An 18,431-nucleotide genomic window follows, 5' to 3' on the forward strand; every position below is an offset into this window, starting at 1 on the left:
CCCGCGCGGCTTCGCCCGAAGGCGGAGTGCTTCGGGTCTGGAACGCGGAATGAATCGGACTCGAGGAGGATCGCCCATGGCCGACACAGCGAACACCGACTGGCTGCGAGCACGTCCGAACGTCGACGGGGAGCGAGCCGCGACGATCGCCCGGGAGCGCTACGGCGTGCTCGGCGACGTCACCGAACTCGGCAGCCAGCAGGACCGCAACTACCGCATCGTCCCGACGGGCGCCGGCAGCGGCGCGCCGACCGGCGGCATCATGCTCAAGATCAATCACCCGTCGATCTCCGAGGACGAGCTCGACCTGCAGTTCGTCGTCTCCGACACCCTGCTGGCCGCCGGGGTGACCACGCCGGCGGTGGTACCCACCGTCGACGGCGAGCGGCGGTTCGGGCTGCCGCTCGGAGAGGACACCTCGTCGTGGGTATGCGCCTTCGAGGTGGTGTCGGGTCAGTCCCTGCTCGACGCGGGCGACCTGACCGGCGCGCGCGCCGAGGAACTCGGCCGACTGTGCGCCCGCACCGATGCCGCACTGGCACCGGTGCACCGACCGGCCGCGAACCGGAACCTGCAGTGGGAGATGGGGCAGGCCGCCGAGGTGGTCACCACGCTCGCGCCCAGCGTCCCCGACGCGGAGCGCGCCATCGTGATCGCCCGAGCCGAAGCGGCGTGGAGTGCGCTCGAGCGGCTGCGCGACGACCTGCCCCGCCAACTCATCCACGGCGACCTGACCACCGACAATGTCATGGTCGACGCCTCGGGGCGGCTCTGGGTGATCGACCTCGGCGACGCGGTCGACTCGTGGCGCGTGGCGGATCTGGCGATCCTCGCCGCCGACGTCTTCGGGCGCACCGGAAGCCTCGCGATCACCGGACGCGTCGTGCGCGGGTACGCCGCCGTGATGCCGTTGTCGGACAGCGAGATCGACGCGATCTGGCCGATGGTCGTGCTGCGCGGCGCCGTGCTCGCGGTCAGCGGGTGGAGCCAGCAGCAGATCGATCCGGGCAACGAATACGCCCGGGTGCGCATGCAGCACGAATGGAATCTGTTCGTGCGGTCCGCCGACCTGGACGCCGAACAGGTCGCCGCGCAGCTGCGGGTGGCCGTCGGGCTGCCGCACCGTGCGGACATCCCGCCCTACGTACCGCTGATCGACGGCCTCGACGTGGCGGCGGTGGTCGATCTCGAGGTGCGCAGCCCCCTGCTGGACCGTGGTGAATGGACCGACCCGGCCACCGAGGACGCTCTGGCCCGCGCGGCCGCCGGATCGGGCGCCGCGATCTTCCGCTTCGGAGAGACCCGCCTGACCCGGGTCGCCTGGGACGTCTCGACCCCCGCACCGGCCCGTGCCCGACTGGTCGAACTGTGGACCCGGCCGGGCGTGGTCGTGCGCGCCCCGTTCGCGGGCGAGGCTCGTGCCGACGGCGACGCGGTCGAGCTGACCGCCGCCGGCATCACGCTGCGCATCGACGGCGTCGAGGCGCCCGCGACCGGACCGGTGGACGGCGGACAGTCGCTGGGCCACGTGGCCGCCGCGGCGCCCGGCGTCGGACGGCTGCGGGTGACGCGGCGCATCCTCGACGCGCCGGCCGACGCATCGTTCACCGGCGCCGAGGGGGAGTACGAAACCGACGGCGCCGCGGATCCCTCACCGCTGCTGGGGATCTCGTCGGTCGCCGATCCCGTGCTCGCCACCCGCGATCAGCAGCGCCGACGCGACCGAGTGCTCGGCAGCGCCGCCGAACGGTTCTACGACGACCCGCCCCAGTTCGAGCGGGGCTGGGGGACCCGGCTGGTCTCGACGCAGGGCCGCGCCTACCTCGACCTGGTCAACAACGTCACCGCGATCGGACATTCGCACCCGCGCCTGGCCGACGCCGTCGGGCGCCAGATGCACGTGCTCAACACCAATTCCCGATTCCTTTACCAGGCGTACGCCGATCTGGCCGACAAGCTGCTCGCGCACTCGCCCGACCCGTCCCTGGACGTCGTCATCCCGGTCAACAGCGGTTCGGAGGCGATCGAACTCGCGCTGCGACTGGCCCGGGTGGCTACCGGCCGCCGGGACGTGATCGCCCTGCGGGAGGCCTATCACGGGTGGACCACGGGAGCGGACGCGGTGAGCACGTCGGTCTTCGACAATCCGAACGCCCTGGCCTCCCGCCCGGACTGGGTGCACCTGGTCGACGCTCCCAACGCCTATCGCGGGCCCTTCCGCGGCCCCGACGCCGGCGCCCGCTACGCCGCACAGGTCGCGCAGCTCGCCGCCCGACTCGGCGACGAGGGCGCCGGCGTGGCCGCGTTCCTCAGCGAACCGGTCCTCGGCAACGCCGGGGGAGTGATCCCGCCCGACGGCTACCTCGCCGCGGCCTACGACGCGGTCCGGGCCGCCGGCGGGCTCGCGATCGCCGACGAGGTGCAGGTCGGCTACGGCCGGTTGGGTGCCGCGTTCTGGGGGTCGACGATGTTGGGAGCGGTGCCGGACATCATCGCGACCGCCAAGGCGGCGGGCAACGCCTTCCCGTTCGGCGCGGTGATCACCCGCCGCGAGATCGTCGACGCCCTGGCCCGCGAGGGCATGTTCTTCTCGTCCGCCGCCGGCGCGCCGGCCAGTGCGGTCGCCGGCTCGGTGGTGCTCGACGTGATCCGCGACGAGCGGTTGCAGGACAACGCCGCGCGGGTGGGCGCGCATCTGAAGGGTCTGCTCGAGGATGTGGCGCGGCGGCGCCCGCTGATCGGCGCCGTACACGGCACCGGCCTCTATATGGGGGTCGAACTGGTGCGTAATCGGGAGACCCGGGAGCCGGCCGGTCGGGAGGCCGCCGAGGTCTCGCGCCGGCTGCTCGACCACGGCATCATCGTGCAGCCCGCGTCCGAACGGCAGAACGTGCTGAAGGTCAAGCCGCCGCTGACCTTCTCGATCGACGATGCGCGGGCATTCGCCGCCGCGCTGGACGCCGTGCTCGGCGGGCCGGACCTGGCGCCGACGGGGGAGTGACGTACGGCCGGGCGGGGTTCGCCGCGCCCGGCCGGCCCGCTCAGGTGCGGAACCACGCCCGTTCGTCGCCCGCGAGCGCCTTCTCGATGCGCAGCACCGACGTCTCGGTCATATCGGCGGGCAGATCGTCGGGGGAGAACCAGCGCACCTCGAGGTTCTCGTCGTCGTTGACCCGCGCGTCGGTGCTGCCGAGCGGATGCGCCAGGAAGCACAGATCGAGGAAGCGGGTGCGATCACCGTTCGGGTAGATGTTCGTCGCGGTCACATCGACGCTCGTCAATCGATCGACCCGGACCGTCAGACCGGTCTCCTCGGCAACCTCGCGGACGACGGCGGTCGCGGGCTCCTCGCCAGGTTCGAGAATCCCGGAGATCACCGCCCACAGGTTGTTGTCGGCGCGGCGGGCCAGCAGGATCCGGCCGTCGTGATCGATCACCACCGCACTGACGCCGCTGAGCCACAGCTCCGCGGTACCGATATGCGCGCGCAGGTCGACGATGAAGTCAGGGATAGGCATCGGCGGTGAGCCTACCGGCGCGGATCAGGACGCGTAGATATCGATCGAGCCGACCACGTCGGCGACGATCGCCCGGGCGGCGGTCGGGCCGTAGCCGGTCCAGACCTGCGGGTCGACCGCGAAGGTGCGATTGTCGGAGACCGCACCCAGATCGAGCCACGGTGTGCTGCGCATCACCGACTCGCCGAACGTCTTGCCCGCGTCACCGTCGAAGATGATCCAGATCAGGTCGGCGTCGACCACCCGCGGATCGACGGTGTCGACATCGACGGTGTCGGTGGGGGCGATCGAGGGGCGGCGCACCCCGATATCGGCCAGCACACCGCCGGCGAAGCTGTCGGTGCCGAGCAGGCGGGCGGAGTCGGGTGCGAACTCGACCACCGACGCGAGGGTATTGCGGGCGATCACCCGATTACCGGCGTCGAGCGCGTCCGCGCGATACCGGTCGAGGGCCGCCAGCGACGCGTCCCGGCGTCCGGTCGCGGCCCCCAGTTCGAGGAAGCCGGCCTGCCAGGACCCCTCGACCCGCACGACCGCGGTCGGAGCGATCGCGCTCAACTCCCGGTAGAGCGCCTCGTCGATCGCCCCGGAGCCGATGATCACGTCCGGCCGTACTTCTGCGATGCGGCCGAGGTCGAGCCCGTCGAGGGGGCCCATCGTGGGGATATCGGAGATGCCGGTGCCCAGATACTCCGGTCGTGCCACCCCGTCGGGCAGGCCGACCACCCGCTCCCATATGCCGAGCGCGCACATCGCGTCCAGGCTGGTGGTGTCCAGGACCAGGATCCGACCCGGATCGGCGGGGACCTCGACCGGCCCGGCGGCGCCGCCCACCACGCCCGGTTGGTCGGAATCCGGGGTCGACGGCGCCGGGCAGGCATCGGTGGTGTCCCGCTCGATCCCCAGCACCGCGGCGCCCGCGATATTCGTGGTGGTGACCTCGATGGTCGACGGATCGTCGCTGCTCGTATCGGCCGAGCACCCCGCGGCCACCACGACCAGCAGCAGGACGCCCGCCGACGACACGAAACGACGGCGATGTCGGGGGCGGCCACGCAGCGCGAACATGAGTCTGGAGGGTACTGGTCGGCCGCCGACGACCGCGGCCGGCGGTGCCCCCGGGTCGCCCGAACTCCGGCCGGCTCGGGCGGTCCCGAGGCCCCGCCGCCGACGCAACTACGACACTGGGTAGGACCAAGGGGGCAAAGCGTAGGGGGAGGGTTTACGATCAGGGAGGCGCCGACGGGATCAGCCCTGTGCCCGGTGCCGTACCGGACGACGTTTACACGTCGCGACCGCGCGGAACGCCCGGCGTGACCGGGTGAACGATTAGCAGGAGGACCGTTGACTGCCGTAGCGCCCAGGCCAGTCCCCGAGCTGACGCCCTCGCGGCCGTACCCCGATCGGGTAGGGCGCAAGGGGTCGTTCATCTATCGACTGATCACCACGACCGATCCGAAGGATCTCGGGGTGATGTACCTGTTCACATCCTTCGTGTTCTTCATGATCGGCGGCCTGATGGCCCTGCTGATGCGTGCGGAACTCGCGGTGCCGGGACTGCAGTTCCTGTCGAACGAGCAGTTCAATCAGCTCTTCACCATGCACGGCACGATCATGCTGCTGTTCTACGCGACGGCGATCGTGTTCGGCTTCGCGAACTACCTGGTGCCCCTCCAGATCGGCGCACCGGACGTCGCCTTCCCGCGACTGAACTCCTTCAGCTACTGGCTGTACGTCTTCGGTGGCACGATGGCCACCGCCGGCTTCCTGACGCCGGGTGGCGCCGCCGACTTCGGCTGGACCGCCTACACCCCGCTGTCGGACTCCCTGCACTCGCCGGGCCTCGGTGCCGACCTGTGGATCCTGGGTCTGACCATCTCGGGTCTCGGCACGATCCTCGGTGGCGTCAACTTCACCACCACGATCATCTGCCTGCGCGCCCCCGGCATGACGATGTTCCGGATGCCGATCTTCACCTGGAACATCCTGATCACCAGCCTGCTGATCCTGCTGGCCTTCCCGCTGCTCGCCGCCGCCCTGATGGGTCTGGCGATCGACCGGCACCTCGGCGCTCACCTGTTCGACCCGGCCAACGGCGGTGTGCTGCTCTGGCAGCATCTGTTCTGGTTCTTCGGGCATCCCGAGGTCTACATCATCGCGCTACCGTTCTTCGGCATCGTCTCGGAGATCTACCCGGTCTTCAGCCGTAAGCCGATCTTCGGATACTCGAACCTGGTCTTCGCGACGATCGCCATCGCCGCCCTGTCGATCGCCGTGTGGGCGCACCACATGTACGCGACCGGCGCGGTGCTGCTGCCGTTCTTCTCGTTCATGACCTTCCTGATCGCGGTACCGACAGGCGTGAAGTTCTTCAACTGGATTCTGACGATGTGGAAGGGCCACATAACCCTGGAGACACCGATGTTGTTCTCCATCGGCTTCATCGTCACCTTCCTCCTGGGTGGTCTGTCCGGCGTCCTGCTCGCCAGCCCGCCGATCGACTTCCACGTCACGGACACCTACTTCGTGGTCGCGCACTTCCACTACGTGCTCTTCGGCACGATCGTGTTCGCCACCTACGCCGGTATCTACTTCTGGTTCCCGAAGATGACCGGCCGGTTGATGGACGAGAAGCTCGGCCGGATCCACTTCTGGACCACGATGGTCGGCTTCCACACCACCTTCCTGGTGCAGCACTGGCTCGGCGCCGAGGGCATGCCGCGTCGCTACGCGGACTACCTGCCGTCCGACGGGTTCACCACGCTGAACACGATCTCCACGATCGGCGCGTTCATCCTCGGTGCCTCGACGCTCCCGTTCATCTGGAACGTCTTCAAGAGCTACCGCTACGGCGAGGTTGTGACCGTCGACGATCCGTGGGGCTACGGCAACTCCCTGGAATGGGCCACCAGCTGCCCGCCGCCGCGTCACAACTTCACCGAGTTGCCGCGGATTCGTTCCGAGCGGCCGGCGTTCGAACTGCACTACCCGCACATGGTCGAGCGGATGCGAGCCGAGGCTCACGTCGGGCCCGGTTCGGCCAAGAAGCACGGCACCACCGAGGCCATCGCGGCCGGGGAGGCCGAGCGGAAGTAGTATTTGCCGCGACACGCACAAGAATCGGGAGCTCTCCCGCCGACCCGGCGGAGGGCTCCCGTTCTGTGGAAGGGAACCTACAGTGGGGCAGTGGACCAGATGCTGATCACCGTGACCGGAGTTGACCGACCGGGTGTCACCTCGGTGCTGTTCGGCACCTTGTCCCGGTATCGCAGCCGGTTGCTCGATGTCGAACAGGTCGTCATCCGGGGGCGCCTGACCCTGGGTGTGCTGGCCGAGGTCGACGCTGCGGCCGAGGAGATCGGTCGGGAGTTGACCGAGGCGCTCGGCCCGATGGGCATGCGCGTCGACATCGAAACCGCGGCGAACGCGCCCGGTAAGCGGGCGTTGTCCACCCATGCGGTCGTGGTCCTGGGCAGCCCGGTCACCGCCACCGCGATCAGTGCGTTGGCCGCGGCGATGGCCGAGCGCGGCGCCAATATCGACACGATCCGTGGGGTGGCCGACTACCCGGTGACCGGCCTGGAACTGTCGGTCTCGGCCCGCCATCTCACCGACAGCGCGGACGCCGAGATGCGGCGCGCGTTGGCCGCGGTGGCAGCCGAACAGGGCGTGGACGTCGCCGTCGAACGCGGCGGGCTGGCCCGCCGCGCCAAGCGCCTGATCGTCTTCGACGTCGACTCGACCCTGATCCAGGGCGAGGTCATCGAGATGCTCGCCGAATGCGCCGGAGTCAGCGAGCAGGTTCGCGAGGTCACCGAAGCGGCGATGCGCGGGGAACTCGACTTCTCCGAGTCGCTCGAGCGGCGGGTGGCGACGCTCGCCGGGCTGCCCGCGTCCGTGATCGACGATGTCGCCGAACGGATCGAACTGACCCCGGGCGCCCGCACGACGCTGCGCACCCTGCGTCGCCTCGGCTACCACTGCGGTGTCGTGTCCGGCGGCTTCCGGCAGGTGATCGACCCGCTCGCGCACGAACTGGAACTCGACTTCGTGCGCGCCAATACCCTCGAGGTGATCGACGGCAAGCTCACCGGCCGCGTGGTCGGCGAGATCGTCGACCGGGCCGGCAAGGCCGTAGCGCTGCGGGAATTTGCCGGTCTGGTCGGCATTCCGATGGAGCAGACCATCGCCGTCGGCGACGGAGCGAACGACATCGACATGCTCACCGCTGCCGGCCTGGGCGTCGCGTTCAACGCCAAGCCGGCCCTGCGCGAGGTGGCCGACGCGGCGCTGACCCATCCCTTCCTCGACACCCTGCTGTACGTCATCGGGGTCACCCGCGACGAGATCGAAGCCGCCGACGCCGAGGAAGGTCTGGTCCGGCGAGTACCGATCCCATGACCGCACCGAGCCCGAAGTTCGGCGACGAAACGGCCGCCGATCGGCCGGGGCGGGCTCCGGCGGACTTCCCGGATGGCCCCGACGACTTCGCCGATGGCAGTGACGATTTCGCCGATGGCAGTGACGATTTCGCCGATGGCAGTGACGACTTCGTCCACCGCTTCGCGCGGGTTGCGGCCGGCTACGGCGGACGGCCCGATCCGGACGATCCGGCGGAGGTGCGGGCCATGCCGATCGTCCTGCACATCCCCAAGGTCGACCCGCCGTCGCCGCCGGAGTTGCTGGCCGCGGCCGCGAGCGCGAGCATCCTGGTCTGCCTGGCGCCCGCCGCGGGTGCCGGCGGTGACTGGTTCGAACCGGTGACCACGTGGATGTCCGGGCGGATCCGCAAGATCGCGCGGCGCGCCCGCGGCTCGCATTGGACCGCGGTCCAATCCGTTCCCGGCGTGACGGTCACCGGACCGACCGGCGCGGCCGCGCGGGCCTTCGTCCCCGGGCCGGTCGGCATGGTCGATCGCCGGATCGGGCGCCTCCAGATCGGCGGCACCGCGCTTCCCGACGCGGTCGACGTCGGTAGCACCGCGCTCGACGGACAGTGGGCGCCGACCCTCTGGGTGCGCGACTCGTTGCACATGACCGTCGGCAAGGCCGCCGCCCAGGTCGGGCACGCGTCGATGCTCATCGCCGCGACCCTCGATCCGGTAGCGGCGCACCGTTGGTACGACGACGGTTGCCCGTGCACGGTCCGGTATGCCGACGAACCGGCCTGGGCGCAGCTCGAACAGCGGGTGACAGCGGGAACGGCGGTCGCGGTGCGCGACGCCGGCTATACCGAGGTCGATCCGGGGGCACGAACGGTGATCGCCACCGCGGACGCACCTCCCACCGACTGATCGACCGCCGCCTCGGTCCTCGTCTCGGCCGTCGTCTCAGTCGTCGCCGAGCAGCACGATCACACAGGGGCCGGAGACCTCGATGGCGTCGCCGGGCTTGAGGATCTCCGACTCGTGGACCGTTCCGGTCGGGGCGGTGGAGTCGAAGACCTTCCGCAGGCCCGCGACCTCGCCTTCGGGTTCCGGCAGGATCAGGTCCGCATCGTCGCCGGCGTGCAGGATCGCGACCATCGTCGGGTTGGCGCCCGAGGTGGCGTGCAAACCGGCCCCCTGGGCCTCCGGCAGCGGGTGATACCAGGCCTGGATCGTCGGGATCGTGTGGTCGTTCCACCCGTCGACGGTCATCGGATTGCCGTGTGCGTCGAACCATTCGAGATCGTCCGAGCCGGTGAAGAAGTCGTGCCGCTGCAGGGCGGGCACCCGGCGGCGGATCCGCAACGCCTCCGCCACGGTCGCCGCCAGGTCGTGATCGGCGGACTCCCAGTCGATCGCGTAGGCTTCCTCGGCCGGGGTGGCCAACGGGACGCAGTAGGCGTTGTTGTTGCCGCCCTGGGAATGTCCGAGTTCGTCGCCGGCCAGCAGCATCGGGGTGCCCGCCGACAGCGCCAGACTCGCCAGCAGGGCCCGCACATGCCGATCGCGTTCCTCGAGAATCTCGGGGTCGGAGGTCGGCCCCTCGACGCCGTGGTTGACCGAGGTGTTGTTCGTCGTCCCGTCCCGGTTGTTCTCCCCGTTGGCGTCGTTGTGCTTCTCCTTGTAGGACACCAGGTCGCGGACGGTGAAGCCGTCGTGCGCGGTCACGAAGTTCAGCGATGCCCAGGGGTGGCGGCCGCCGGCGGCGAAGATGTCGGCGGAGCCGGCCAGGCGGGAGGCGATCCGATCGACACCGGATCCGGATGCCCAGAAGCTGCGCACCACATCGCGATAGCGGTCGTTCCATTCCGACCAGCGGGTGTCGAAGCCGCCGGTCCGGTAGCCCTCGGCGGTCGCGTCCCAGGGCTCGGCGATCAACTTGCAGTCCGACAGGATCGGATCGGCGGCGATGGCGACCAGCAGCGCCGCCTGCGGGTCGAAGGCGCCGCCGCCGGGCCGTCCGAGTACCGAGGCCAGGTCGAAGCGGAAGCCATCGACATCGAAAACCGTTGCCCAGTACCGCAAGCTGTCGCAGACCAGGCGGGCGGTGGTCACGGTCGCCGGATTGACCGTGTTACCGCAGCCGGTGATGTCGATATCGCGGCCCTTGTCGTCGAGCAGGTAGTAGCCGGGTGCGTCGAAGCCGCGCAGGGACAGCGACGGCCCGCTGACCCCGGCCTCGCAGGTGTGGTTGTAGACGACGTCCATGATCACTTCGATCCCGGCCGCGTGCAGTTCGGCGACCATCCGGCCGAACTCCTCGACCTCGCGGCCCGGCGCGGTCGCGTACCGCGGATGCGGGGCGAACCAGGCGGCCGGCGAGTATCCCCAGTGGTTGCGCATTCCGCGCTCGAGCACCGAGGGCTCGGTCAGAAAGGCCTGGACCGGCAGCAACTCCACGGCGGTGACCCCGAGTTCGAGCATGTGCTCGACCATCGGTGCCGAACTGACCCCCAGGAAAGTGCCGCGCAGATGCTCGGGAACGTCGGGGTGGCGGGCGGTCAACGAACCGACGTGCACCTCGTAGACCACCGTCCGCGACCAGGGGATGTGCAGGCGTCCGTCGCCGGGAGCCAAGCGGGGCTCCGGGGTGACGACGCCGAGCGCCGCGTCCTGCAGGGAGTCGGTCGTCGAGCGGGGGCCGAACGGATCGTCACCGGCGTAGGCGTAGGTGCTGGGCGCGGTGGTGTCGCCGCCCTCGATCCGACGGGCGTACGGGTCGAGCAGCACCTTGTGCGGGTTGAAGCGCAGCCCGCGGCGCGGATCCCAGGGGCCGTCGACCCGGTAGCCGTACCGCTGGCCCGGGCCGACGTCGGGAACGTCGACATGCCAGACCCCGAAGGTGTGGTCGGTGACCGGGACGCGTCGCTCCACTCGATCGGCCGTGCCCGGGGTGTCGATCGGATGCGGACCGTCACCGTCGATCAGGCACAGCTCGACCGATGTCGCCTGTGGTGCATGCACCGCGAATCGGGTTCCGAGGGGATGTGCGTGCGCTCCCAGGGGAAACGCGGCGCCGGCGGTGGGAGAATACGAAGCACACACGGGATCCATGGTGCCCGAACCGGGCGGTTCCGCGCTTGTCGTGCGATGTTGACCACTCCCGTACTGATCGGTCGGTTGTGCTCGACGGCTGCCGACACGAGGTGAGCCGGGGTTATCCGCAACGGACCGCGGTCGGTGCGACAAGATGGGGGCGTGGCCAAGCATCGTGCTGAAGTTTCCGTCGCCCCGTCCGCCGGTCCCGCCCGCCGCTTCGCGGCCACCGCGGAATTCCCCGGGAGCGGCGGCAGTTGGGGGAGCGCGGTGACCGCCGCGGGTCCGACCGAGGTCGAGGTGGAAACCGACCCGGACCTGTTGATCGACTTTCGGGACGTTCGCGTGCGCCGCGGCGCGACCACGCTGGTCGGTCCGGTGTCCTGGCAGGTCGAACTCGACGAGCGGTGGGTCGTGCTCGGGCCCAATGGTGTCGGCAAGACGACGCTGATGCGCCTGGCCGCCGCGGACCTGCACCCCTCGGACGGGGTGGCCTTCGTCCTCGGGGAACGCCTCGGCCGTGTCGACATCGCCGAACTCAAACCGCGCATCGGTCTGTCGTCGGCGGCGACCGCGGCCCGGGTGCCCGGCGAGGAGAAGGTGGTCGACCTGGTGCTCTCCGCGGGCTACGGGGTGCTCGGCCGCTGGCGGGAACGCTACGACGAACTCGACACCGAACGGGCCCTCGAGGTGCTGCGCCTCCTCGGTGCCGACCACCTCGGCGATCGCCTCTTCGGCACCCTGTCCGAGGGGGAGCGCAAGCGGGCGCTGATCGCCCGCGCGCTGATGCCGGACCCGGAACTGCTGCTGCTCGACGAACCGGCCGCCGGCCTCGACCTCGGCGGCCGCGAGGATCTGGTCGCGGTGCTGTCCGACCTGGCCCACGATCCGGACGCGCCCGCTCTCGTGCTGGTCACCCACCACGTCGAGGAGATCCCGCCCGGCTTCACCCATGCCCTCGTTCTCGGGCACGACGGCGTGGTTGCCGCCGGCCCGGTGGAGGAGGTCATCACCGCCGAGGTGCTCGGGAGCGCCTTCGAACAGCCGATCCGGGTCGAACGGCTCGACGACCGCTGGTTCGCCCGGCGCGCCCCGATCGAGCGTCGGCGATGACCGCCGGTCTCGACCTGGTCGACCACGACGTCCCCACCCGCGATGCGGCCACGGTCGTGCTGGTGCGCGACGGTGTCGAGGGGCTCGAGGTCTTCCTGCAGCACCGGCAGTCGTCGATGGCGTTCGCTCCGGGGATGACGGTTTTCCCCGGTGGTGGCGTCGACCCGTCCGACGGGACCCCGCCGAGCCGCTGGTTCGGCTCGGAGCCGGCCGCGATCGCCGCGATCCTCGATGTCCCCCTGGAGCGGTCGGTCGGCTGGATCTGTGCGGCGGTGCGCGAGACATTCGAGGAATGCGGCGTCCTGCTGGCGGGCGCCGGCGCGGACGAGGTGGTCTCCGATACCGCACCGATGGCCGGTCAACGCGCCACGCTCGGTCGACACGGTGATTCGTTGGCCGCCCTGCTCGACGGTCACGGACTGGGCCTGCGCGGCGATCTGCTCGTGCCGGTCGCCCGGTGGATCACCCCGCGCGGCGAGCGGCGCCGCTACGACACGCTCTTCTTCGGTGCGGTGCTCCCGCCCGCGCAGGCCGCCGACGCGGAGAACACCGAGGTCACCCACGCCGGGTGGCGCCGTCCGGTCGATGCGCTGGCCGACTGGACCGCGGGCAAGGTGCTGCTGATGCCGCCCACCTGGGCGCAGTTGACCCACCTGGCCACCCTGGAATCGGCGGCCCAGCTCGCCGAGTCCGAGGTCGATCTGCGGCCGATCGAGCCGCGCCTGGTGCGGACCGAGGCGGGGCGGCGGGTCGACTTCCCCGGCTGCGAGGACTACTACCGGGACCTGCCCACCTACGGCTGACCATCGGGCACGGCCTGCCTCGGGTGACCATCGGGTGGGTGACCAGTCGGCACGGGGCGGGCTACCGGCCCGGAACGAAGTCGGGATTGGCCAGCTCGAACCCGGCGAACTCGAACGCCGGTGTCACCGTGCAGCTGACCAGCGTCCAGGCGCCGAGCGGCCACGCCGCCTGCCACCAGTGCGCCGGCACCCGCAGCTGCGGATGCTGGTCGTCGTCGAGGTCGATGCCCAGCACCCGGTCGGTCGGCGCGGTCGCGTCGTTCGGGCTGGTGGCCAGTACCAGCGGCGCCCCGGCGTGGAAATGCCAGATCTCGTCGGCGTCGACCCGATGCCAGTGCGAGCGCTCGCCCGCCGCGAGCAGGAAGTGGATCGCGGTACCGGCCCCGCGCCCCTCGGCGGGCCGGTCGCGCCAGGTCTCCCGGAAATGGCCGCCCTCCGGATGAGGCTGGAGTTGCAATCGGTCGATGACGTCCTGAGCGGACAGCGAAGAGATACCGGAGGTCATCCGCCGATTCTGGCCCCTGTGGACCCGATCCGGCGCGGCCGGCCGCGGCATCGACGTTAGGCTCGGCGGGCGGAAGCGCCGGCGAGGGGAGTGGAATGGCCGAGTTCGTGCACGTCACCTCGACGACCGATGGGGTGGCGATCCTGCTGATCGACAACCCGCCGTGGAACACCCTGAGCCGTCAGGTCGACGACGAACTGGTCGACGCCGCGGCGTCGATCGCCGCCGACCCCGCGATCCGGGTCGCGATCGTCCACGGCGGCCCGAAACTGTTCTGCGCGGGAGCGGACCTGGCCGAGCGCGCCGACCTGACCGTCGAGCAGTACGACCGTATCGGTGGCCTCGAGCGCGGTATCGAGGCGATCGCGGCCCTGCGGATCCCGACGATCGCCGCGATCACCGGCCACGCGATCGGCACCGGCCTGCACCTGGCCGCCGCGACCGACCATCGGGTCGCCGGCGACAACGTGCGCTTCGGGCTGCCGGAGATCCGCTACGCCGCGATCCCCTCGACGGCGGCGCTGCGCCGCCTCGCCGACCTGATCGGCCCATCCGCCACCACCGACCTCGCTCGCGCCGGCACCCCCTTCGGCGCCGCCGAGGCGCTGCGCCTGGGCCTGCTCGACGCCGTCGTCGCCCCCGACGACGTGCTGTCCGCGGCCCTGACGGTCGCCGGGCGCTACCGGGGCCGACCCGACCTGCTCGCCGCGATCGCCGACGCCGTCGCCGACCGGCGGGAGCCGTCCGCGCCGCAGGTCGATCCCGTCCGGGCCCTGCTCGCCGACCCGGACCACGGCGAGCGGATCCGCGCCTATCTGGCGGGCGGACCCGCCGCGGTCGGTACGTCCCGCTAGGGCGCCTCGACCCGGCGGCCCCTCCGAACGGCGGGTTGCGCCCGGGTGTCGGTCGGGTGGCACCCGGCGCGAGGGGTGATGAGGCTGCCATTACTCTGCTGCTATGACTGCCGGCTCCACACCCGTACCCCACCCGTCGACCGAGGCCGAGGAGGTCGTGGTGGACACCGTCGAGGACGCGACCATCGATCCCGCCCCGCGGCCGCACGCCACCGCGGAGGAGGTCGCCGCGGCGCTCGAGGACACGAAGCTGGCGCAGGTGCTTTACCACGACTGGGAAGCCGAGACCTACGACGAGAAGTGGTCGATCTCCTACGATGAGCGGTGCATCGACTACGCCCGCGGCCGCTTCGACGCCGTCGCCGGTGACCAGCCCCTGCCCTACGGGCGCGCCCTGGAACTGGGCTGCGGTACCGGCTTCTTCCTGCTCAACCTGATGCAGGCCGGCGTCGCGGAGAAGGGCTCGGTCACCGACCTGTCGCCCGGCATGGTCAAGGTCGCCCTGCGCAACGCCGAGAACCTCGGCCTGGACGTCGACGGACGCGTCGCGGACGCCGAGACCATCCCGTACGAGGACAACACCTTCGACCTGGTCGTCGGCCACGCGGTGCTCCACCACATCCCCGACGTCGAGCAGTCGCTGCGCGAGGTGCTGCGCGTGCTCAAGCCGGGCGGGCGCTTCGTCTTCGCCGGCGAGCCGTCGACCGTCGGCAACTTCTACGCCCGCTGGCTCGGCCGCGCGACCTGGGAGGTCACCACCCGGGTCACCAAGATCCCGGCCCTGTCGAGCTGGCGGCGCCCGCAGGAGGAGCTCGACGAGTCGTCGCGCGCCGCCGCGCTCGAGGCCGTCGTCGACCTGCACACCTTCGACCCGTCGGATCTCGAACTGATCGCGCGCAGTGCCGGCGCGCGCAATGTGCACGCCGAGACCGAGGAATTCGCCGCCGCCCTGCTCGGCTGGCCGGTGCGCACCTTCGAAGCGGCCGTCCCCGCCGACAAGCTCGGCTGGGGTTGGGCGAAGTTCGCCTTCGGCGGGTGGAAGACGCTCAGCAAGCTCGACGAGCGGGTCCTGCGCCACGTCGTGCCGCGGCGGTTCTTCTACAACGTCGCGATCACCGGGACCAAGCCCGTCTCCTGACCGGCCGGCCCCGCATCGACTCGTGTCCTACCGGTACACCCCTGCCGACGTCGCGTACCTGACCTCACCGGATGGTGTGGCCGCTGCGGCCGACCTCGCCGCATCCCTGGCGCTGACGCCGGCCTCCCTGGTCGGCGACATCGCCCGGGCCGGCAAACGGTACGGGCAGTTCGGAGCGGCCCTGGTCGACACGGTCGCGCTGCGGCGTCGCGCGCTGGCCAAGATGCCGGCCGCCGACGCCGAGCGCAGGCTGTTCACCGACGACGGCCTCCAGCAGGCGACCCCGCATATCGTCGCCCGGCACCGGGCGGTGCGGCTGACCGGTCGGCGGGTGCACGACGTCACCTGCTCGATCGGCGCCGACCTGGCCGCTGCGGCGTGCACCGCCGATTTGGTGGTCGGCAGCGACCTCGACCCGGTGCGCCTGCTGATGGCGCGGCACAATGTGCCCGGCGTCGAGGTGCTGCGGGCCGACGCGCTGACGCCGACCACCCGGGGCACCACGGTGGTCGCCGACCCGGCGCGCCGCTCCGATGGGCGCCGCACCGTCGACCCCGCCGCCCTCGAGCCGTCCCTGCCGAGCCTGCTGGAGATCTATCGCGGCCGGGACCTGGTGATCAAATGTGCCCCCGGGCTGCACCCCGAACGGTTGGATTTCGACGGGGAGGCCGAGGTCGTCTCGCTCGACGGCGGGGTGCGGGAGATGTGCCTGTGGTCGCCGGGCCTCGCCGGACCCGGGGTGCGCTCGCGCGCGACCATCCTGCGGTCCAACGGATTTGTCGAGCAGGTCACCGACCTCGACCCGGACGACTGCGGCGTCGGCGAACCCGGCGCCTACGTGATCGACCCGGACGGGGCCATCGTCCGCGCCGGACTGGTCCGCCACTGGGCGAAGCGGCACGGCCTGCGGCAACTCGACCCACGGATCGCGCACCTCACCGGCGACGCGATCCCACCCGGCGCGAGCGGCTTCCCCTTCCTCGAGATGCTGCCGATGCGACCCAAACCGCTGCGCGCGCGGCTGCGCTCCCTCGACTGCGGGCCCCTCGAAATCCTGGTGCGCGGCGCGGACGTCGACCCGGATCACCTGCGCAAACAGATCAAGCCCACCGGTTCGACCCCGCTGACCGTCGTGGTGACCCGCATCGGCAGCCGGGTCACCGCGCTGATCTGCGGTGCGCGGGAGTTCGCGGGGTCGCTGTCCTAGGGAGCGTGTGCAATCAACGCCCTCGGCGGGCCGCCGAGGCGATAGTCTCCTCGGGGCTCGCCGAGGGCGAGGAACGCACATCGGTCGAGGGGTATGCGAGCCTGGGGGCATGGGACTTTTCGGAAATGGACGGTCCACCGGCGATATCGAACGTCTCGAACGGCGGGTCGGTGAACTCGAGCGGCAGGTCGCGCAACTGCGCGCTGCCGCGGGCTTCGGTACCGCCGCCGCCCCGCTCGAGGAGTGGGAGCAGCAGGTCCGGCAGCTGAACGACGCGGGCAAGAAGATCGAGGCGATCAAATCCGTGCGGGAAGCCACCGGCTGGGGCCTGCGCGAAGCCAAGGAATACGTCGACCGGATCTAGGGTGCACCCCGGCCGTTCCTACGGCGCGGCGTCGCCGGAGTTCTCCACCCGGCTCAGGATCACCACCGCGGTGTCTCCGGACCGCAGGGCGGCGTAGCGGTCCAAGCCCTTTCCCCATCCCGTGGTCGTCCCGCACAGGTCCCACAACTCGGCCGCATCGTCGGCCGCCGCGCGGCGCGCCAGCACCTCGCCTGTGCCGTCGGCCAGATCGACCCGGGCACGCGGCTGGGTCTGCAGGTTCAACCACCACGCCGGGTCGGCGGTGTCCCAGCCGTTCATCGCCAGGGTCACCAGATCATCGCCGCTTGCGACGTAGCGGAGCAGAACGTCGCGCGGTAGTCCGCTGCGCCGCCCCGTGGTCCACAGTCTCAGCAGTCCGGCGTGCCCCGGGGCCGGCGTGCTCAGGCTCCAACGGCCGCCGCGCAACCTGCCGGCGAGGGCTCGGTGGATCGACCAGATCGTGCGAATGACGCGGCGCGGGGGCAGTCGAGGGGTGCGGTGGTCGGAGTGGGCCATGGGTGGCTCCTATCGGGATGCCGGCCGGAGGTCGATGGGGTCCGCACAAGCGACGTAGACGCTGTACGTATACGTAGTATATTCCAGAAGCCCGCTTCCCGCCCAGTAACCTCGGCGCATGCCCGCGAATCCCGGTCGGACCTCGGCGCCACGCCCTCGGGGGACCGCACGGTTGACCCGGGAGGCGATCGTCGCGACGGCGGTCGGCGTGGCGGACCGCGACGGCTTGGCCGCCGTCACGATGCGCCGGGTCGCGCAGGAACTCGATGCCAACCCGATGGCGCTCTACCGGCACGTCGGAGACAAGGGTGGTCTGGTCGAGGCGATCGCCGATCATGTGATCGCCTCGATCCCGTCGGAGCTACCGGATGGACCGGCATCCGTTGTGCCGGAAACGATTCCGGTAGAGCAGCCCGCCACCGCTTCGGGCTCGGGGGACGGTCCGCCGCCCTGGCCGGAACAACTGCGGTCGCTTGTCCTGGCGGCGCGCGGAGTCGCGGTGGCGCACCCGTGGGTCGCCGATGTCCTGGTCGGCCTGCCGGTGCCGACGCCGGCGATCCTGCGCCACCTCGACCGGATTGTCGGCGTCCTGCGCGAGGCCGGGTTGTCGATCGGACTCGCGCACCATGCGCTGCATCTCCTGGGAAGTCGGGCCTTCGGCTTCAGCCAGGATCTCTTCGACGACTCGCCGCCGACCGCGCCGGTCTCGATCGACACGCGGGATCTCCCCGACCTGTCCGAGCTGCCGCATCTGGCCGAACTCGCGATCGCGGCCTCGCATCAGGGCGCGCTGGGCGGCTGCGACGACGATGCCGAATTCGACCTCGCGCTGACGGTATTGATCGACGGGCTCGTCCGCCTCGCCGAACAGGAGCGGCCCGCCTGACCACGGCCGCGGGCGTCGCCGACGCGGTCGACCGAAGAGCATCGACGCCGCTTGCGCGGTGCCC

16 protein-coding genes are annotated in these 18,431 nt (G+C 70.9%); 11 read left to right on the forward strand and 5 right to left on the reverse strand.

The annotated features are described in order from the left end of the window. Nucleotides 1–76: 76 nt before the first annotated feature. Nucleotides 77–3,001, forward strand: coding sequence for an aminotransferase class III-fold pyridoxal phosphate-dependent enzyme (locus MB1_RS18310; protein ID WP_066910674.1), 2,925 nt, complete (start codon nucleotides 77–79; stop codon nucleotides 2,999–3,001). Nucleotides 3,002–3,041: 40 nt separating this feature from the next. Here MB1_RS18310 and MB1_RS18315 read toward each other — a convergent pair whose 3' ends face one another. Both MB1_RS18315 and MB1_RS18320 read right to left on the reverse strand, forming a co-directional pair. Further along, nucleotides 3,042–3,518, reverse strand: coding sequence for an NUDIX hydrolase (locus tag MB1_RS18315; RefSeq protein WP_066910677.1), 477 nt, complete (start codon nucleotides 3,516–3,518; stop codon nucleotides 3,042–3,044). Between the two features lie 24 nt (nucleotides 3,519–3,542). After that, the gene (locus MB1_RS18320; protein WP_066910680.1) at nucleotides 3,543–4,586 is read right to left on the reverse strand and encodes an ABC transporter substrate-binding protein; all 1,044 of its coding nucleotides are present in this window, start codon (nucleotides 4,584–4,586) and stop codon (nucleotides 3,543–3,545) included. A gap of 276 nt (nucleotides 4,587–4,862) precedes the next feature. On the opposite strand from MB1_RS18320, the gene ctaD reads away from it, so the two are divergent. The 3 genes from ctaD to MB1_RS18335 all read left to right on the forward strand — a co-directional run bounded on the left by ctaD (nucleotide 4,863) and on the right by MB1_RS18335 (nucleotide 8,812). Then, nucleotides 4,863–6,614 carry an aa3-type cytochrome oxidase subunit I gene (ctaD, locus tag MB1_RS18325; RefSeq protein ID WP_084352124.1) on the forward strand — a complete coding sequence of 584 codons (1,752 nt, stop codon included), beginning with the start codon at nucleotides 4,863–4,865 and terminating at the stop codon, nucleotides 6,612–6,614. A 99-nt stretch (nucleotides 6,615–6,713) separates the two neighbouring features. After that, nucleotides 6,714–7,919 (forward strand): phosphoserine phosphatase SerB, encoded by a 1,206-nt coding sequence (gene serB / locus MB1_RS18330; RefSeq protein ID WP_066910919.1) that lies wholly within the window; start codon nucleotides 6,714–6,716, stop codon nucleotides 7,917–7,919. Beyond that, nucleotides 7,916–8,812, forward strand: a complete 897-nt coding sequence (locus MB1_RS18335) for a peptidyl-tRNA hydrolase (RefSeq protein WP_084352126.1) — start codon at nucleotides 7,916–7,918, stop codon at nucleotides 8,810–8,812. The genes serB and MB1_RS18335 overlap by 4 nt, the downstream gene beginning before the upstream one ends. A 36-nt stretch (nucleotides 8,813–8,848) precedes the next feature. Here the strand turns inward: MB1_RS18335 and glgX are convergent, their stop codons facing one another. Next, nucleotides 8,849–10,999, reverse strand: a complete 2,151-nt coding sequence (glgX, locus tag MB1_RS18340; protein ID WP_066910683.1) for a glycogen debranching protein GlgX — start codon at nucleotides 10,997–10,999, stop codon at nucleotides 8,849–8,851. Between the two features lie 282 nt (nucleotides 11,000–11,281). On the opposite strand from glgX, the gene MB1_RS18345 reads away from it, so the two are divergent. Together MB1_RS18345 and MB1_RS18350 are read left to right on the forward strand one after the other, a co-directional pair. Then, a complete protein-coding gene (locus tag MB1_RS18345) occupies nucleotides 11,282–12,094 on the forward strand; it encodes an ABC transporter ATP-binding protein (protein ID WP_066910922.1) in 813 nt (270 codons plus the stop codon). Further along, nucleotides 12,091–12,897, forward strand: a complete 807-nt coding sequence (locus tag MB1_RS18350) for an NUDIX hydrolase (RefSeq protein ID WP_066910686.1) — start codon at nucleotides 12,091–12,093, stop codon at nucleotides 12,895–12,897. Before MB1_RS18345 ends, MB1_RS18350 begins: the two co-directional genes overlap by 4 nt. Before the next feature lie 61 nt (nucleotides 12,898–12,958). On the opposite strand, the gene MB1_RS18355 is transcribed toward MB1_RS18350, so the two are convergent. Further along, nucleotides 12,959–13,402, reverse strand: coding sequence for a cupin domain-containing protein (locus MB1_RS18355; RefSeq protein ID WP_174531978.1), 444 nt, complete (start codon nucleotides 13,400–13,402; stop codon nucleotides 12,959–12,961). A gap of 95 nt (nucleotides 13,403–13,497) precedes the next feature. Between MB1_RS18355 and MB1_RS18360 the strand changes: the two genes are divergently transcribed. The 4 genes from MB1_RS18360 to MB1_RS26975 all read left to right on the forward strand — a co-directional run bounded on the left by MB1_RS18360 (nucleotide 13,498) and on the right by MB1_RS26975 (nucleotide 16,965). Continuing rightward, entirely contained in the window at nucleotides 13,498–14,256 is a 759-nt protein-coding gene (locus MB1_RS18360; RefSeq protein ID WP_066910689.1) for an enoyl-CoA hydratase-related protein, read from the forward strand. A gap of 103 nt (nucleotides 14,257–14,359) precedes the next feature. After that, entirely contained in the window at nucleotides 14,360–15,394 is a 1,035-nt protein-coding gene (locus MB1_RS18365) for a class I SAM-dependent methyltransferase (protein ID WP_084352128.1), read from the forward strand. A gap of 22 nt (nucleotides 15,395–15,416) precedes the next feature. Further along, on the forward strand, nucleotides 15,417–16,601 hold the full coding sequence (locus tag MB1_RS18370) for a THUMP-like domain-containing protein (RefSeq protein WP_066910695.1): 1,185 nt from the start codon (nucleotides 15,417–15,419) through the stop codon (nucleotides 16,599–16,601). 109 nt (nucleotides 16,602–16,710) lie between these two features. After that, nucleotides 16,711–16,965 carry a ribosomal protein L7/L12 gene (locus tag MB1_RS26975; protein ID WP_066910698.1) on the forward strand — a complete coding sequence of 85 codons (255 nt, stop codon included), beginning with the start codon at nucleotides 16,711–16,713 and terminating at the stop codon, nucleotides 16,963–16,965. An 18-nt stretch (nucleotides 16,966–16,983) separates the two neighbouring features. On the opposite strand, the gene MB1_RS18380 is transcribed toward MB1_RS26975, so the two are convergent. Continuing rightward, complete coding sequence (locus tag MB1_RS18380; RefSeq protein WP_066910701.1) at nucleotides 16,984–17,481, reverse strand: nitroreductase/quinone reductase family protein; 498 nt, start codon at nucleotides 17,479–17,481, stop codon at nucleotides 16,984–16,986. A 118-nt stretch (nucleotides 17,482–17,599) separates the two neighbouring features. Between MB1_RS18380 and MB1_RS18385 the strand changes: the two genes are divergently transcribed. Next, entirely contained in the window at nucleotides 17,600–18,367 is a 768-nt protein-coding gene (locus MB1_RS18385; RefSeq protein ID WP_084352130.1) for a TetR/AcrR family transcriptional regulator, read from the forward strand. The last annotated feature ends 64 nt before the right edge of the window (nucleotides 18,368–18,431 follow it).

It is taken from the genome of Millisia brevis NBRC 105863, assembly GCF_001552615.1.
Taxonomy (GTDB): Bacteria; Actinomycetota; Actinomycetes; order Mycobacteriales; family Mycobacteriaceae; genus Millisia; species Millisia brevis.

What these genes read in the sequence shown, in the direction of transcription:
- MB1_RS18310 (WP_066910674.1), top strand. Translation starts at nt 77, where the DNA reads ATGGCCGACACAGCGAACACCGACTGGCTGCGAGCACGTCCGAACGTC.
- MB1_RS18315 (WP_066910677.1), bottom strand. Translation starts at nt 3,518, where the DNA reads ATGCCTATCCCTGACTTCATCGTCGACCTGCGCGCGCATATCGGTACC.
- MB1_RS18320 (WP_066910680.1), bottom strand. Translation starts at nt 4,586, where the DNA reads ATGTTCGCGCTGCGTGGCCGCCCCCGACATCGCCGTCGTTTCGTGTCG.
- serB (WP_066910919.1), top strand. Translation starts at nt 6,714, where the DNA reads ATGCTGATCACCGTGACCGGAGTTGACCGACCGGGTGTCACCTCGGTG.
- MB1_RS18335 (WP_084352126.1), top strand. Translation starts at nt 7,916, where the DNA reads ATGACCGCACCGAGCCCGAAGTTCGGCGACGAAACGGCCGCCGATCGG.
- glgX (WP_066910683.1), bottom strand. Translation starts at nt 10,999, where the DNA reads ATGGATCCCGTGTGTGCTTCGTATTCTCCCACCGCCGGCGCCGCGTTT.
- MB1_RS18350 (WP_066910686.1), top strand. Translation starts at nt 12,091, where the DNA reads ATGACCGCCGGTCTCGACCTGGTCGACCACGACGTCCCCACCCGCGAT.
- MB1_RS18355 (WP_174531978.1), bottom strand. Translation starts at nt 13,402, where the DNA reads ATGACCTCCGGTATCTCTTCGCTGTCCGCTCAGGACGTCATCGACCGA.
- MB1_RS18360 (WP_066910689.1), top strand. Translation starts at nt 13,498, where the DNA reads ATGGCCGAGTTCGTGCACGTCACCTCGACGACCGATGGGGTGGCGATC.
- MB1_RS18365 (WP_084352128.1), top strand. Translation starts at nt 14,360, where the DNA reads ATGACTGCCGGCTCCACACCCGTACCCCACCCGTCGACCGAGGCCGAG.
- MB1_RS26975 (WP_066910698.1), top strand. Translation starts at nt 16,711, where the DNA reads ATGGGACTTTTCGGAAATGGACGGTCCACCGGCGATATCGAACGTCTC.
- MB1_RS18380 (WP_066910701.1), bottom strand. Translation starts at nt 17,481, where the DNA reads ATGGCCCACTCCGACCACCGCACCCCTCGACTGCCCCCGCGCCGCGTC.
- MB1_RS18385 (WP_084352130.1), top strand. Translation starts at nt 17,600, where the DNA reads ATGCCCGCGAATCCCGGTCGGACCTCGGCGCCACGCCCTCGGGGGACC.